Raw genomic sequence first — 14,344 nt, 5'->3', positions numbered from 1 at the left:
TTCCCGTGCCCCTCCGGCTGATCGCCACCGATCTCGACGGGACCCTGCTCGACTCCTCGTCCTCCGTCACGCGGCGCACCCGCGCGGCCCTCGACGCGGCGCGGGCACGCGGCATCCATGTCGTTCCGGTGACGGCCCGTCAGCCGATCGGCCTGCGCGCGCTCGCTGGTGATGCGGGGTTCGACGGCTGGGCGCTGTGCAGCAACGGCGCCTATGCGACGCACCTCGACGACGGGCGGATGCTGTTCGCCGAGGAGCTTCCGGCAGAGACGATCCGCACCCTGGCCGAGGCGCTGCGCGCCAGCATCCCCGGGCTGCTCTTCGCGAGCGTGCGTGAGGGCGGCGAGACGTTCGTCGCGCAGCACGGCTATGCCGAGATCGCCGACCTAGCCGACCACAAGCGCGATCCGCGCACGATGGGCGGCGTCGAGCTCGATCATGTGCTGGCCGCCCCCAGCCTCAAGCTCGTGATCCGGCATCCGGAACTCGCCCCGACGGCGTTGTTCGACGCGCTGCGCGACCTCGGGCTGACCGGCTTCGAGGCGACGCTCTCGGGCGCCCCGTTCGTCGAGGTCATGGCCGAGGGCGTGACCAAGGCCACGGGGCTCGCTCGCCTCTGCGAGCACCTCGAGATCGACCGCCGCGACGTCATCGCCTTCGGCGACGCCCTCAACGACGTCGAGATGCTGCGCTGGGCGGGTCACGGTGTGGCGATGGCCGGCGCGGCAGACGTCGTGCAGGACGCCGCGGATGAGACGACCACCTCGAACGACGACGACGGGGTGGCGAGGGTGATCGAGCGGATGCTCGGCTGACTCGCCGAGCCGATCAGTCCTCGAACGTCCCCACCTCGGGCACCTGATCCGTCCGTCCGTAGCGCAGCAGCATCACACCGCCATCGTCCGCGACCGGGGGCTCGAGCAGCCGCAGCACCGACGGCATCGCGCCGTCGTCGAAGACCTTCTTGCCTGTGCCGAGCAGGATCGGATACACCCAGAGGTTGAGCTCGTCGAACAGCCCCTCGGCCAGCAGTGAGTGGGCGAGATCGATGCTGCCGATCACGTGCACCTCGTCGTGCCGCGCCCGCATCGCGGCGACCTCCGCGGCGAGATCGTCTCCGACGCGGACGCTGCCCTTCCACGACAGGTCGACGTCGGCATCCCGTGTCGCCACATACTTCGGCACACGGTCGAAGAGCCTGCCGATCTCCCCCGACGGGCCGTCGGTGTGATGCGGCCAGTACGCGGCGAAGATGTCGTAGGTGCGGCGCCCGAGCAGCAGCGCGTCGAGCCCCTGCATCCCCCGCTGCACCTGGGGTCCGAGCCCGGACGACGGGTACCCCGCCTGCCAGCCGCTGAACTCGAAGCCTCCGGACGGATCCTCGTCGATGCCGCCCGGCCCTTGCGCGACGCCGTCGAGGGTCATGAAGAGGTCGATCAGAATGCGTCCGGTCATTCGAGTGCTCCTTCGCACGAGAGATCCTGCACGACGACACCCCTCACAGTAGGCGCTCAGGGCAAGTCGCGGGAGGGCGTCTGGTCGGTGGGTGCCGGCACCTCCGCGCCCCAGCGTCCGAGCGCCTCGATCGCCTCCTTCAGCGCGACACCTCGCTCGGTGAGGGCATAGGCACGCGTGTTGTGGCGCAGGGGCAGCCGGCTCAGCACCCCCGCCGCTTCGAGCTCGCGCAGACGGGTCGCGAGGATGTTCGTCGGCACCCCGAGATCGCGCTGCAGGTCGCCGTATCTCAGCGGCTCGTCGAGCAGCTTCTCGACGATCAGCAGAGCCCAGCGGGCTCCGACGATGTCGAGGGCAGAGGCGAGGTCGCTCACGAGGCCGCGTCGGAGTCCGGCTTCATCCAGAAGGGCGAGTAGTGGTATCCGTCAGGATCGTCGAACTGGCGCTGATACATGAACGAGTAGTCGTCGGTGTCGCCGACCCGCCCGCCGGCCGCCGCGGCACGCTCGACGAGCTCATCCACGGCCTCGCGGCTGCCGAGATCGAACGAGACAGTGACCTTCGAGGGCGTGTCGGGGCCGCCGATCACGTCTTCCGTGCCGCCGACGCTCGCATACATCTCGCGGCTGCCGAGCATGACGTACTGCTCGGGCGCGATCGCGAAGCACGACACGTTGTGATCGGACATCTCCGTGTTGAGGGTCCAGCCGAGGGCGGTGTAGAACGCTGTGGCCCGGTCGACGCTCTCGACGGGGCAGGTGATGAAGAGGCTCATGCGCTAACACTTGCAAAATACAAGTGTGGCGTCAAGACCCTCCGCGGCGGCAGCACGATCCCCCGTGCGGGGGATGCCGCATCATCCGCCCCGGCTCTACGGTGGGGGAATGCCTGCAGCGCCGTTCACCCGCATCCCCAGCGTCCGCGAGCAGCGCGGCGATCTCGTGCTCGCTGCGGTGATGTTCGTCGGCGCGGTCCTGAGCGCCGCGCTCTCGACAGTGGCCGAGATCTACGGCGACACCAGGGCGGAGCCGTGGACGGCGCTGGTCTATGCGGTCGCCGTCACCGCGCCGCTCGCCGTGCGACGCCGCTGGCCCGCGCAGGTCGCGATCGCCGTCTGCGTCGCGTACTTCCTCGCGATCTCTTTCCAGGTGCCCGAGATCTATGTCGGCAACATCGCGATGTTCGTGTCGCTGTACACGGTGGGCGCCTGGATGAACAACCGTCGAGCCGCGATGATCGTGCGCGTCTCGATCATCGTCGGCATGTTCGTCTGGCTGATCATCACGATGTACCGACAGACCATCGAGGAGGCCGACAAGGCCGACGTGGCGGCCGGTCTCCTCTCGCCCTACCTCGCCTTCATGCTCATCCAGCTGCTGCTGAACGTGCTGTACTTCGGCGGCGCCTACTACTTCGGCGAGCGCTCATGGCTCGCCGCGCAGGAGCGCGCGGTGCTCGAGCAGCGCACGGCCGAGCTCGAGCAGGAGCGCGAGGTGACGGCAGCGCAGGCCGTCGCACTCGATCGGGTGCGCATCGCCCGCGAGCTGCACGACGTCGTCGCGCATCACGTGTCGGTGATGGGTGTGCAGGCGGGCGCCGCCCGGCTCGTGATCGATCAGGACCCCGAGAAGTCCAAGAGCATCCTGAGCGGCATCGAAGGCTCGGCGCGCGATGCGATCCATGAGCTGCGGCAGCTGCTCGAGACCCTGCGAACCCCTGGTGGCGAGACGACGGATGTCGCCTCGACGGTGACCCTCGACGACATCCGATCTCTGGTCGACGCGTCGTCCGAGGCGGGGCTGCCCACCGACTATGCGGTGATCGGCACCCCGAAGCCCGTGCCCTCGCTCGTCGCCGTGAATCTGTACCGCATCGCCCAGGAGTCGCTCACGAACGCGCGCCGCCACGCCGGCATCGGCGCCACCGCCGACGTGCGAGTGCGCTACGACGACGACAGTGTCGAGGTCGAGGTCGTCAACACCGGCCGCGCCGTGGCAGTGCTGCGCCCCGGGCTCGGCCAGCTCGGCATGCGCGAGCGCGCAGCCGCATCCGGAGGAACACTCGACGTCGCTCCGCGTCCGGCGGGAGGGCTGCGCGTGCGGGCACGCGTTCCGCTGGCCGGCACCGGTGCCGCGCAGACCGAGGCGGTCGAACCGCTGATCGAGACGAGCACCACCTCATGAGCCAGACCGACGCGCCGATCCGAGTCCTGCTCGTCGACGACCACGCGATGCTGCGTGCCGGATTCCGGACGATCCTCGACACGCAACCCTACATCACGGTGGTCGGAGAGGCGGCGACCGGCGCCGAAGCGGTGGCGCAGGCATCGGCTCTTCACCCCGACGTGATCACGATGGACGTGCAGATGCCCGACATGGACGGCATCGAGGCCACCAGGCGGATCGTCGCCGACCCCGGTGTCGGCGCGGCCATCGCCATCGTGACGACGTTCGATCGCGACGACTACCTCTACCAGGCGCTGGATGCCGGAGCGAGCGGCTTTCTGCTCAAGAACGCCGGCGCAGAGGATCTCATCGCGGCGGTCCGTGCACTCGCGGCGGGCGACGGGATGCTGGCGCCCGAGGTGACGCGCCGGGTGCTGGCTCGATTCACGACGGCGTCCGCACCGGCATCCGCGCCGGCATCGTCACCGACCGTCGCGCCGGCGCAGGTCACCCCGCCCGTGCTGCTCGACCCGCTCACCGACCGCGAGGCCGAGGTGCTCGCGCTCCTGGCTGACGCCCGCAGCAACGCCGAGATCGCCGCAGCCCTGTTCATCGGAGAGGCGACCGTGAAGACGCACGTCTCACGCATCCTGCAGAAGCTCGGTGCGCGCGACCGCGTGCAGGCCGTCGTGCTCGCGCACCGGATGGGTCTCACGTAACGCCGACCCCGATACTCTCGGATCCATGCCCGAAGCCGCACCTCTCTCCCGACCGGTCCTGGCCGGGGTGGTCACCGCACTGGTCGGATTCACGAGTTCGTTCGCCGTCGTGCTCACGGGTCTCGGCGCCGTGGGGGCCACGCCCGCGCAGGCGGCCAGCGGGCTGCTCGCCGTCAGCCTCACGATGGGACTCGCCTGCATCGTGCTCGCCTGGCGGTATCGGATGCCGATCACGGTCGCCTGGTCGACCCCCGGCGCAGCCCTGCTCGCCGCGACCGGAGTGGTCGACGGCGGATGGTCGGCCGCCGTCGGGGCTTTCCTCGTCGCGGCCGCGCTCATCCTGCTCACGGCGCTCTGGCCGGCACTCGGAGCGCTGATCGCACGCATCCCGCCGTCGATCGCGCAGGCGATGCTCGCCGGAGTGCTGCTGCCCCTGTGTCTCGCACCGATCACCGGACTCGTGGCGAACCCGTGGGGCGTGGTTCCCGTCGTGCTGACGTGGCTGGTCTTCGCACGCCTCGCGCCGCGGTGGGCCGTGCCGCTCGCCTTCGTCGCCGCAGCGGTCGTGGTGGCGGTCTCGCTGATCCAGGAACGCTCAGCAGTCGACGCCGGGCTCCTGGTGCCCAGGATCGAGCTCACCGCCCCGACCTTCACGGTCGGCGCCCTGGTCGGTCTGGCGCTGCCGCTGTTCATCGTCACGATGGCCTCGCAGAACGTGCCGGGGATCGCCATCATGCGCAGCTTCGGCTACGAGGTTCCCTGGCGACCCTCGATGCTCGTGACGGGTGTCGGAACCGCGCTCGGCGCGACGGCCGGTGGCCATGCCATCAACCTCGCGGCGATCAGCGCAGCCCTCGCCGCCTCACCCGACGCCGACCCCGATCCGAAGCGCCGCTGGGTCGCCGGGGTCTCGACCGGTGTCTCGTACCTGGTGCTCGGGGGCTTCTCTGCGGCCTTCGCGACGCTGGTGCTGCTGGCTCCCGAGGCGGTGATCCCCGCGGTGGCAGGGCTCGCGCTGTTCGCGGCCTTCGGGTCTTCCGTGCAGCAGGCGATCGACGATCCCGGCGAGCGCATCCCCGCGGTCGTGACCTTCCTGGTCGCGGCATCCGGCATCGCGGTGCTGGGAGTCAGCGCAGCGTTCTGGGCTCTCGTCGCGGGCCTCGTCGTGCGCACGGTGCTGCACGCCGGGCGTCGCTGACACCGCACGATCCTGACACCGCACGGTCCTGACACCGCACGGAGTGCCCTCGGCTACCGTGGACGCGTGACAGTTCCCACGCCTGCTCCTGCGCCGTCGGCCGGCGCGCCAGCCGGATTCTTCGACGCACGCGCGCTGCTCGACCCGGTTAACCCCGCCGAGGTCGATGCCTTCGCCCGAGCGCAGCGCGCGGCCAACCCCCTGTCGGCCGGCCGGATCGTCGCGTGGGTGGTCGCCGGATTCGCGCTGCTGTGCGTGATGCCGGTGCTCGCGATCATGATCCTCGGGCTCGGCTACGCGCTCGGCCAGGAGGCCGGGGTCGCCATCGCCGCCCTCGTCGGTCTCGTGCTTCTCGCAGGACTCGTCGTCGGCATCGTGATGCTCGTGCGCCGCAGCATCCGCCTGCGCAATCTCACCCGGTTCCGCCTCGCGCGCTTCGCCGGTGCGAACGCGATGAGCTACATCGAGAGGATCGACGCCCCACCGCTGCCCGGCATGATCTTCTCGTCGGGATCGAGCCGCATGTCGACCGACGTGCTGCGTGGGGTCGAACCGCGTTTCGTCGAGTTCGGCAACTACCAGTACACGACGAGCAACGGCAAGCAGTCGACGACCCATCGCTGGGGGTACGTCGCGGTGAAGCTCGACGTGCCGCTGCCGAACATCGTCCTCGACGCCCTCGGCAACAACACCCTCGGCAGCACCCTCGCGTCGGCGTTCAGAAACGACCAGCGGCTCTCGCTCGAGGGAGATTTCGACCGGTACTTCTCCCTGTACTGTCCGACCGGATACGAGGTGGACGCCCTGTATCTGTTCACCCCCGATGTCATGGCGCGGTTCATCGACCACGCGGCGCAGCTCGACGTCGAGATCGTCGATGACTGGCTCTTCCTCTATTCACGTCGCAGCCTCTCGACGCTCGACCCCGCGACGTGGGCGTGGCTCTTCGGCGCGGTCGGGGCACTGCTCACGAAGCTCGATCAGTGGGCGCGCTGGCGCGACGACCGGCTGCGGCTCGCCGCCCAGCATCCCGGGTTCGCCCAGACATCAGCGCCCGCTGCGGGTTCCGCGCCGGCCGCCGCCCCGGCGCTGCCGTTCGCGGCTCCGCCGGGGATGCTGACGCCTCCGCCCATCGGCGTCGCGCCGCCCGGTCAGCGCCTGAAGCGACGCAGCCCCTGGCTGATCGTCGCCATCATCCTCGGCGTCACGTTCGTCGTCACCATGGCGCCGTTCGCGCTCGGGATCTTCTCGGTCCTGTTCCTGCGCTGAGCGCCTCGCCGTCTTCCGCTCTCCCCCGCTCTCCCCCGCACTCTCCCGCACTCCCCCGCACGGCTGACTGCCGGCCACGCGGGACACTCGCAGATCCCCCTCACAGATCCGCCACAGGGGGGATGCCGAGGCCGAGCACCGCGCCATAGCGTGAGGTCATGACCACAGGAAAGCTCGTACTCACCGGCATCACCAAGAGCTACGGCTCTCGGCGCGTGCTCGACGACGTCTCGTTCGAGGTGTCCCCCGGGCGCCTCACCGGGTTCGTCGGCGGCAACGGCGCCGGCAAGACCACGACCATGCGCATCGTCCTCGGGCTTCTCAGCTCCGACGGCGGACGCGTCGAGCTCGACGGCACACCGCTCACCGGCGCCGACCGCCGCCTCTTCGGGTACATGCCCGAGGAGCGTGGCCTGTATCCGAAGATGAAGGTGCTCGACCAGATCGTGTACCTCGCCCGTCTGCACGGCTTCAGCAAGACGGATGCCACGACGCGAGCCACGGCACTGCTCACCGAGCTCGGGCTCGAAGAGCGCCTGAACGACACGATCGAGTCGCTCTCGCTCGGCAACCAGCAGCGCGCGCAGATCGCCGCAGCGCTCGTGCACGACCCCGAGGTGCTGATCCTCGACGAGCCGTTCTCGGGTCTCGACCCGCTCGCGGTCGACGCGGTCGCGTCGGTGCTGCAGGCGAGCGCCGCGAAGGGCGCGTCGATCCTGTTCTCGTCGCACCAGCTCGACGTCGTGGAGCGGCTCTGCGACGACCTCGTGATCCTCGCCGGCGGCACGATCCGCGCGTCCGGCTCCCGTGACGGGCTGCGCGCACAGCATGCCGGAAGCCGGTACGAACTCGTCTCGGCCGGGGATGCCGGCTGGCTGCGCGCCGAGCCCGGCGTCACCGTGGTCGACTTCGAGGGCGGCTACGCCCTGTTCGACGCCGACACCGTCGACACCGCCCAGCGCGTGCTGCGCACCGCCGTCGAACGCGGCGATGTCGCGAGCTTCGCACCCAAGCATCCGTCCCTCGCCCAGATCTTCAAGGAGGTCATCCAGTGAGCACCTCGCACACCACCGGCTCGACGTCGCAGGCATCGCTGATCTGGCTCGTCGCCGAGCGCGAGATCGGCTCGAAGCTGCGCAGCAAGGCCTTCCTGATCTCCACCGGCATCCTGCTGCTCATCGCCCTCGCCGGCATCGTGATCGGCGGCTTCGCGAGCAAGAACACCGATGCGATGCCCGTGGCCGTGACCTCGGAGACGGCATCCGTCGTGTCGGCCCTGCCCGCCGTCGAGATCACCGAGGTGGCGGACCAGGCCGCGGCCGAAGAGCTCGTGCGTTCCGAGAAGGTCGATGCCGCGGTCCTCCCCGGCGACGGCGCGACCGGGTTCACCGTGATCGCTCTCAAGGACGCTCCGACCAGTCTCGTGTCGGCGCTCTCGCAGGCGCCGGACATCGAGATCCTCGAGCCGGCCACGACGAACCCGCTGCTGCGATACTTCATCGCGATCGCCTTCGGCATCGTGTTCATGGGTGCGGCCGCGACCTTCGGCGGCACGATCGCCCAGAGCGTCGTCGAAGAGAAGCAGACCCGCGTCGTCGAGATCCTGCTGTCGACCATCTCGGCGCGCACGCTGCTCGCTGGAAAGGTCATCGGCAACACGATCCTCGCGATGGGTCAGATCCTCGCCCTGGCCGCGGTCGCGACGATCGGGCTGATAGCCACCGGCCAACGCGAGGTGCTGTCGACGCTCGGCGCCCCGATCATCTGGTTCGCCGTGTTCTTCCTGTTCGGGTTCATCCTGCTCGCGGCGCTGTTCGCCGCCGCCGCATCGATGGTCTCGCGTCAGGAGGACATCGGCTCGACCACGACCCCCATCACGATGCTGATCATGGCTCCGTACGTGCTCGTGATCATCTTCAACGACAACCCGCTGGTGCTGACGATCATGTCGTACGTGCCGTTCTCGGCTCCGGTCGGCATGCCCATGCGACTGTTCGTGGGCGAGGCGCAGTGGTGGGAGCCGCTGCTCAGCCTGGTGATCCTGCTCGCCAGCTGCGTCGCGGCGATCATCATCGGCGCGAAGATCTACGAGAACTCGCTGCTGCGCATGGGCAGCAGAGTCAAGCTCGGCGAGGCGCTGCGCGGCTGACCGCAGAGACCCCCTCCATCGACAAGGCCCCACCCCGCAGACATCTGCGGGGTGGGGCCTCGTCGTCAAGCGGGGCGCGAGCAGGGTCAGAGCAGGCCGTCCGACAGGGCGGTGGGGTTTCCGAACCGGTGGTTGGTGATCGACACGGCCTGCTCGTGCAGGAAAGGCAGCATCTCGACGCGGCCCGCGCCCGTGACGGCATGCGACCACACGGCGACATCGGGTGTTCCGCCGAGTGCCTCGAACAGAGCGGATGCGTCGCCACCGACGAGGCGCACCCGCTGCCAGCTGTGCTCGGCCTTCGCCGCAGCCTTGGCGAAGCGCTTGACCCAGGTCGCATCCTTCTCGTTCGTCACGGCGACACCCTGGGCACGCAGCGCCTTCTCCACCCGAGAAGGCAGAGCCGATGCCGACACCGTGAACGGGCTGCCGCTGCGCAGAGCCGCAGCGATCACACGGATGCCGTCGGCGAGCGGAGCGTCCTCCGCGATGCGCACGTCGGCCGCGACCGGACGGTAACGGAACACGTTGCGCTCGACCCCGAGGCCCGACTTGTCGCTGACGGCGCCGAACTCGTCGACCCAGGCGCGCTCGTCGGACGCGGCCGCGCGGTGCAGCCATTCGATCTCGACGGCACCGAGGTCGGAGCCGGCCGCGCTGAGCACCGCGTCGACAGCGGAGTTCACCGCTGCTCCGGGCGCCGCTGCGGGGAGCTCGGCCGGAGCCCACTCGCCGAGACCGAACAGGTAGTTCGGCCCACCGGCCTTGGCACCCGCACCGACGGCCGACCGCTTCCAGCCGCCGAAGGGCTGACGCTGCACGATCGCCCCGGTGATGCCGCGGTTGACGTAGAGGTTTCCAGCCTCGACGCGGTCGAGCCAGGTCGCCACCTCGTCGGAGTCGAGCGAATGGATGCCGGCGGTGAGGCCGTAGTCCACGGCGTTCTGCAGGCGGATCGCCTCGTCGAGGTCCTTCGCGTGCATGATGCCGAGCACGGGTCCGAAGAACTCGGTGAGGTGCGTGGTCGACCCCGGTGCGACGCCGATCTTGACGCCGGGCGTCCACTGCTTGCCCTCGTCGTCGAGCTTCTTCGGCTCGACGAGCCAGCGCTCGCCCCTCTCGAGGGTCGTCAGCGCGGTGAGCAGCTTGCCGTTCGCCGGCTCGATGATCGGCCCCATCTGGGTGGCCGGGTCCTCGGGCAGACCGACGCGCATCGAGGTGACGGCATCTACCAGCTGACGCTCGAACCGCTTCGAATCGGCGACCGAGCCGACGAGGATCGCGAGAGACGCCGCCGAGCACTTCTGACCGGCGTGGCCGAACGCGCTGCGCGCGACGTCGGCGGCCGCGAGGTCGAGGTCGGCCGACGGCGTGACGATGATCGCGTTCTTGCCGCTGGTCTCGGCGAGCAGCGGCAGGTCGGAGCGGAACGAGCGGAACAGCTGCGCCGTCTCATACGCACCGGTGAGGATCACGCGATCCACCTCGGGGCTCGCGACCAGGCGCGTGCCGAGGTCGCGGTCGGCGAGGTCGACCAGTGCGAGCAGGTCGCGCGGCACTCCGGCAGCCCACAGCGCCTCGACCATGACCGCGCCGCAGCGCTGCGTCAGCTTGGCGGGCTTGATGATCACGCCGGAGCCCGAGGCGAGACCCGCGAGCACGCCGCCGGCCGGGATCGCCACCGGGAAGTTCCACGGCGGGGTTACGACGGTCACCTTCGACGGCACGAACTCGGCGCCGGAGATGTTCTCGAGGTCGAGGGCGCGCTCGGCGTAGTAGTGCGCGAAGTCGATCGCCTCCGAGACCTCGGGGTCGGCCTCGGCGATGGTCTTGCCCGCCTCGTGCGCCATGATCTCGATCAGCTGACCGCGCCGTGCGGCCAGCTCATCACCGGCCCGGTGCAGCACGGCGGCGCGCTCGGCGGCGGGCAGCGCGGCCCATCGAGTGGCGGCGGCGGATGCGGCGGCGAAGATGCCGTCGAGCTCGTCGGTCGTCTCGACCTTGGCGAGGGCGATCGAGTCGAGACCGAGCGTCGAGTCCACGGAGCGCGCGAGGATCTCGCGACCCCAGGCACGGTTCGCGGCGATCGCCGGGTCGCTGTCGGGCTGGTTCTCGAAGCCGGCGGTGGCGGCATCCGTCTGTGCTGCCGCCTCAGCGGCACGGTCCTGCACGCGATTCGACGAGGGCACGGAACGGTCGGCCTCGAGACCTGCCAGTGAACGCTCGAAGCGCTCGCGCTCGCGGGTCAGCAGCGCGGGGTCCGAGGCCAGCTCGAACACGGCCGACATGAAGTTCTCGGGGCTGGCGTTCTCTTCGAGACGGCGCACGAGGTAGGCGATGGCCACGTCGAACTCGGCCGGGTTCACGACGGGTGTGTAGAGCAGCAGCCGACCGACGTCCTTGCGGACGGCTTCTGCCTGGCCCGTCGCCATGCCGAGCAGCATCTCGTACTCGACGGCATGGGTCACTCCGCGCGCCTGGGCGAGCAGCCAGGTGTACGCGATGTCGAAGAGGTTGTGTCCCGCGACGCCGATGCGCACGGCATCCAGTCGCTCCGGGGTCATCGACCAGTCGAGCACACGCTTGTAGTTCGTGTCGGAATCCTGCTTGGTGCCGTAGGTGGCGAGCGGCCAGCCGTGCACCTTGGAGTCGACCTCTTCCATCGCGAGGTTCGCGCCCTTGACGACGCGGACCTTGATCGGTGCTCCGCCCTTCGCCCGACGGGCGGCAGCCCACTCCTGCAGCTGCTGCATCGCGCCGAGGGCGTCGGGCAGGTAGGCCTGCAGCACGATGCCGGCCTCGAGGTTCTCGAGACCCGGCTGGTCGAGGATGCTGGTGAACGCCGCGATCGTCAGGTCGAGGTCGCGGAACTCCTCCATGTCGAGGTTGATGAACTTGGTCTTGCCCGCGGCCTCCGAGCTCGCTGCGAGCTCATAGAGCGGCGTGAGCTTCTCGACCACGTCGGCCACGGCCTCGTCGAACGACCACATCGAGAGCTGGCTGACGACGCTGGAGACCTTGATCGACACGTAGTCGACGTCCTTGCGGGCGAGGAAGTCGTAAGTGCCCTGCAGGCGTCGACCGGCCTCGCGCTCACCGAGCACGGCCTCGCCGAGCAGGTTGAGGTTCAGGCGGTTTCCGCTCTTGCGCAGCTTCGCGATCGCGGGGCCCAGCTTCGACGGCGTCGCGTCGAGCACGAGGTGCCCCACCATCGCACGCAGCACGCGGCGCGAGATCGGCACGACGACGCCGGGCAGCTTCGGCGCCCAGAAGCCGCCGGCTTTGATGGCGGCCCGCAGGTATCCGGGCAGCAGCGAGGGGGTGATGTCCGAGAGGTCGGCGAGCGCGCGGCCGGCGACGCTGAGGTCTTCCGGACGCATCACGCCGTCGACGAATCCGACGGTGAAGGCGAGCCCGTTGGGGTCCTTGAGGACTTCGGACAGGCGCTGCGCGGCGGGCTCGACGGGGTGCGTCTCGCTCTCGGTGAGCCAGCGCTGCACGAGGGCCGCGACCTCTTCGGTGCGCGGCGTCGTGTCGGGGGTGGTGGTGTCGGCGGCGACAGTCATCGGGGAACCTTCCAGGGGGATCGCACACCCGGGTACGTGTGCGGCTCGATCATTGTCAGGCGCGCGAGTAGGCTACGTCTATCAACCGATTCGCGAGCTTTCTGTTCAGTCAGAGTGAACGATCCGCGTCATCGAGAAAGAGAGCCGATGCTCGACGTCAACCGCCTGCGGATGCTGGTCGAGCTGTCTCGTCGCGGAACCCTCTCTGCCGTCGCCGACGCCCTCTCCTACAGCAAGGCCTCGGTGTCTCAGCAGCTCAGCGCGCTCGAGCGCGACGTCGGCGTCCCCTTGCTGCGCCGGGTCGGACGCGGGGTGCAGTTCACCCCGCAGGGCAACGTGCTCGTGGCGGAGGCCATCGGCATCCTCGATCAGCTCGAGCACGCCGAGGTGGCTGTCGCGGAGTCTCTGACCGAGGTGACCGGAACGGTGCACATCGCCGTCTTCCAGTCCACGGCGCACTCCCTGCTGCCGGGTGCGCTCAACGCGCTGCGCGAGCAGCATCCGGCCCTCCGCGTCGAGGTGACCGAGAGCGACCCCGAGACCGGGCTCGTGGGCGTGTCGAGCCGCGACTTCGACCTGATCCTCGCCGAGCAGTACCCCGGCCGCACCCGCCCGATCCATGCCGACCTCGACAGGGTGGTGCTCGTGCACGACTCGATCGCCCTGGCCCGGCAGCCGGGCACGCGGGAGACGGCGGATGCGGTCGCGGCTCTGTGGTCGACGAGAGACGAGCCCTGGGTGCTCGAGCCCGCAGGCACCGCGTCGCGGGCATGGGCCGAGCAGCTGTGCCGCACCGCCGGGTTCGAACCCGATGTGCGCTTCGAGGTCGCCGACCTCACCGCGCACGTGCGTCTGATCCGCGCGGGCCTCGCCGTCGGCCTGCTGCCCGAACTCGTGTGGGCGGGCGAGGCCCCCACCGTGGCACTCACGTCCCTGCCGGACGAGCCGCGTCGGGAGATCTTCTCCTCGGCTCGACGGGTGTCCGCGGCAGCGCCGTCGATCCGGGCCGTGCGGCGAGCGCTCGCGTCCGCCGCCTCCCGCAACCTGCTCGACTGACGCCCGCCGCCTGCGTCATCGACGTTCAGACGATGTCACGCGACGTCATCGGGAATATGCATTCACATGCATCTGTTGAGATCCTCGTACCCGGACGAAGGAGTCCGATCGACTCCTTTCCGAAAGGCACTTCCGTGAGCACTCCCGTGATCGACCGCACCGCCCCCACCGAGCACCCCGTCCTCGACGTCCTCGCCGGGCGCTGGAGCCCCCGCGCCTACGACGCCGAGAACACGATCGACGACGCCAAGCTGAACGCCGCCCTCGAGGCCGCGCGCTGGTCGCCGTCGGCCTACAACCTGCAGCCGTGGCGCTTCATCGTCGCTCGTCGCGGCACCGCGCTGTTCGATCAGGTCGTCGACTCGCTGGTCGAGTTCAACCAGCTCTGGGCCTCGAAGGCGTCGGCGCTCGTCGTCGCGATCGCCGAGACCGAGTCCGAAGAGGGCAAGGCCATCAGCCACGCGGTCTACGACCTCGGCCAGGCTGTGGCGCACTTCTCGGTGCAGGCGCACCACGAGGGTCTCCTCGTGCACCAGATGAGCGGCTTCGACCCCGAGGTCATCCGCGAGTTCGCCGACCTGTCGCCGAGATTCTCCGCCATCACCGTGATCGCCGTCGGCGAGTACGGCGACGCCGCCGGTCTTCCCGAGGGCCTCCAGCAGGGTGAGACCGCACCGCGCGTGCGCCGCCCGATCGGCGAGACGGTCATCCTCAGCGCCTGACGTTGCAGTCGCTCCCATCAGGGAGCACACAAGAGGGGCGGATGC

The 14,344-nt window shown here is 69.7% G+C and carries 13 protein-coding genes; 9 read left to right on the top strand and 4 right to left on the bottom strand.

Annotation, left to right across the window (positions count from 1 at the left end; translation table 11 throughout):
- Nucleotides 1-5: 5 nt before the first annotated feature.
- Nucleotides 6-815, top strand: coding sequence for a Cof-type HAD-IIB family hydrolase (locus ACIP5T_RS13590; RefSeq protein WP_400864103.1), 810 nt, complete (start codon nt 6-8; stop codon nt 813-815).
- Nucleotides 816-828: 13 nt separating this feature from the next.
- Here the strand turns inward: ACIP5T_RS13590 and ACIP5T_RS13585 are convergent, their stop codons facing one another.
- From ACIP5T_RS13585 to ACIP5T_RS13575, 3 genes are read right to left on the bottom strand one after another with little or no spacing between them, the layout of a single operon-like run.
- Entirely contained in the window at nt 829-1,455 is a 627-nt protein-coding gene (locus tag ACIP5T_RS13585) for a dihydrofolate reductase family protein (RefSeq protein WP_400864101.1), read from the bottom strand.
- Nucleotides 1,456-1,511: 56 nt separating this feature from the next.
- On the bottom strand, nt 1,512-1,829 hold the full coding sequence (locus ACIP5T_RS13580; protein ID WP_400864099.1) for a winged helix-turn-helix transcriptional regulator: 318 nt from the start codon (nt 1,827-1,829) through the stop codon (nt 1,512-1,514).
- Nucleotides 1,826-2,230 (bottom strand): VOC family protein, encoded by a 405-nt coding sequence (locus ACIP5T_RS13575; RefSeq protein WP_400864096.1) that lies wholly within the window; start codon nt 2,228-2,230, stop codon nt 1,826-1,828. The genes ACIP5T_RS13580 and ACIP5T_RS13575 overlap by 4 nt, the downstream gene beginning before the upstream one ends.
- Before the next feature lie 109 nt (nt 2,231-2,339).
- Here ACIP5T_RS13575 and ACIP5T_RS13570 point away from each other — a divergent pair, with 109 nt between their 5' ends.
- The 6 genes from ACIP5T_RS13570 to ACIP5T_RS13545 all read left to right on the top strand — a co-directional run bounded on the left by ACIP5T_RS13570 (nt 2,340) and on the right by ACIP5T_RS13545 (nt 8,955).
- Nucleotides 2,340-3,638, top strand: a complete 1,299-nt coding sequence (locus ACIP5T_RS13570; RefSeq protein WP_400864094.1) for a sensor histidine kinase — start codon at nt 2,340-2,342, stop codon at nt 3,636-3,638.
- A complete protein-coding gene (locus tag ACIP5T_RS13565) occupies nt 3,635-4,339 on the top strand; it encodes a response regulator (protein WP_400864091.1) in 705 nt (234 codons plus the stop codon). The genes ACIP5T_RS13570 and ACIP5T_RS13565 overlap by 4 nt, the downstream gene beginning before the upstream one ends.
- A gap of 25 nt (nt 4,340-4,364) precedes the next feature.
- A complete protein-coding gene (locus ACIP5T_RS13560) occupies nt 4,365-5,537 on the top strand; it encodes a benzoate/H(+) symporter BenE family transporter (RefSeq protein ID WP_400864088.1) in 1,173 nt (390 codons plus the stop codon).
- A 66-nt stretch (nt 5,538-5,603) separates the two neighbouring features.
- Entirely contained in the window at nt 5,604-6,806 is a 1,203-nt protein-coding gene (locus ACIP5T_RS13555) for a hypothetical protein (protein ID WP_400864085.1), read from the top strand.
- 158 nt (nt 6,807-6,964) lie between these two features.
- Nucleotides 6,965-7,861 carry an ABC transporter ATP-binding protein gene (locus ACIP5T_RS13550; protein WP_400864082.1) on the top strand — a complete coding sequence of 299 codons (897 nt, stop codon included), beginning with the start codon at nt 6,965-6,967 and terminating at the stop codon, nt 7,859-7,861.
- Complete coding sequence (locus ACIP5T_RS13545) at nt 7,858-8,955, top strand: ABC transporter permease (protein WP_400864079.1); 1,098 nt, start codon at nt 7,858-7,860, stop codon at nt 8,953-8,955. Before ACIP5T_RS13550 ends, ACIP5T_RS13545 begins: the two co-directional genes overlap by 4 nt.
- A gap of 86 nt (nt 8,956-9,041) precedes the next feature.
- On the opposite strand, the gene ACIP5T_RS13540 is transcribed toward ACIP5T_RS13545, so the two are convergent.
- A complete protein-coding gene (locus ACIP5T_RS13540; protein WP_400864077.1) occupies nt 9,042-12,521 on the bottom strand; it encodes a proline dehydrogenase family protein in 3,480 nt (1,159 codons plus the stop codon).
- A gap of 147 nt (nt 12,522-12,668) precedes the next feature.
- Between ACIP5T_RS13540 and ACIP5T_RS13535 the strand changes: the two genes are divergently transcribed.
- Nucleotides 12,669-13,577, top strand: coding sequence for a LysR substrate-binding domain-containing protein (locus ACIP5T_RS13535; RefSeq protein WP_400864075.1), 909 nt, complete (start codon nt 12,669-12,671; stop codon nt 13,575-13,577).
- Between the two features lie 134 nt (nt 13,578-13,711).
- Nucleotides 13,712-14,299: a nitroreductase family protein gene (locus ACIP5T_RS13530; protein ID WP_400864072.1), complete on the top strand. Its 588-nt coding sequence runs from the start codon at nt 13,712-13,714 to the stop codon at nt 14,297-14,299.
- Nucleotides 14,300-14,344: the final 45 nt, after the last annotated feature.

Origin of the sequence: Microbacterium sp. NPDC088619, assembly GCF_044752825.1 — a bacterium.
Lineage (GTDB): Bacteria > Actinomycetota > Actinomycetes > Actinomycetales > Microbacteriaceae > Microbacterium.
The sequence above is the reverse complement of the archived record's forward strand: the minus strand, read 5'-3'. Positions and strand labels throughout refer to the sequence as shown.

Excerpts from the sequence above, each read along its gene's own strand:
- ACIP5T_RS13550 (WP_400864082.1), top strand. The coding sequence starts at position 6,965 with ATGACCACAGGAAAGCTCGTACTCACCGGCATCACCAAGAGCTACGGC.
- ACIP5T_RS13540 (WP_400864077.1), bottom strand. The coding sequence starts at position 12,521 with ATGACTGTCGCCGCCGACACCACCACCCCCGACACGACGCCGCGCACC.
- ACIP5T_RS13570 (WP_400864094.1), top strand. The coding sequence starts at position 2,340 with ATGCCTGCAGCGCCGTTCACCCGCATCCCCAGCGTCCGCGAGCAGCGC.
- ACIP5T_RS13575 (WP_400864096.1), bottom strand. The coding sequence starts at position 2,230 with ATGAGCCTCTTCATCACCTGCCCCGTCGAGAGCGTCGACCGGGCCACA.
- ACIP5T_RS13585 (WP_400864101.1), bottom strand. The coding sequence starts at position 1,455 with ATGACCGGACGCATTCTGATCGACCTCTTCATGACCCTCGACGGCGTC.
- ACIP5T_RS13535 (WP_400864075.1), top strand. The coding sequence starts at position 12,669 with ATGCTCGACGTCAACCGCCTGCGGATGCTGGTCGAGCTGTCTCGTCGC.
- ACIP5T_RS13565 (WP_400864091.1), top strand. The coding sequence starts at position 3,635 with ATGAGCCAGACCGACGCGCCGATCCGAGTCCTGCTCGTCGACGACCAC.
- ACIP5T_RS13560 (WP_400864088.1), top strand. The coding sequence starts at position 4,365 with ATGCCCGAAGCCGCACCTCTCTCCCGACCGGTCCTGGCCGGGGTGGTC.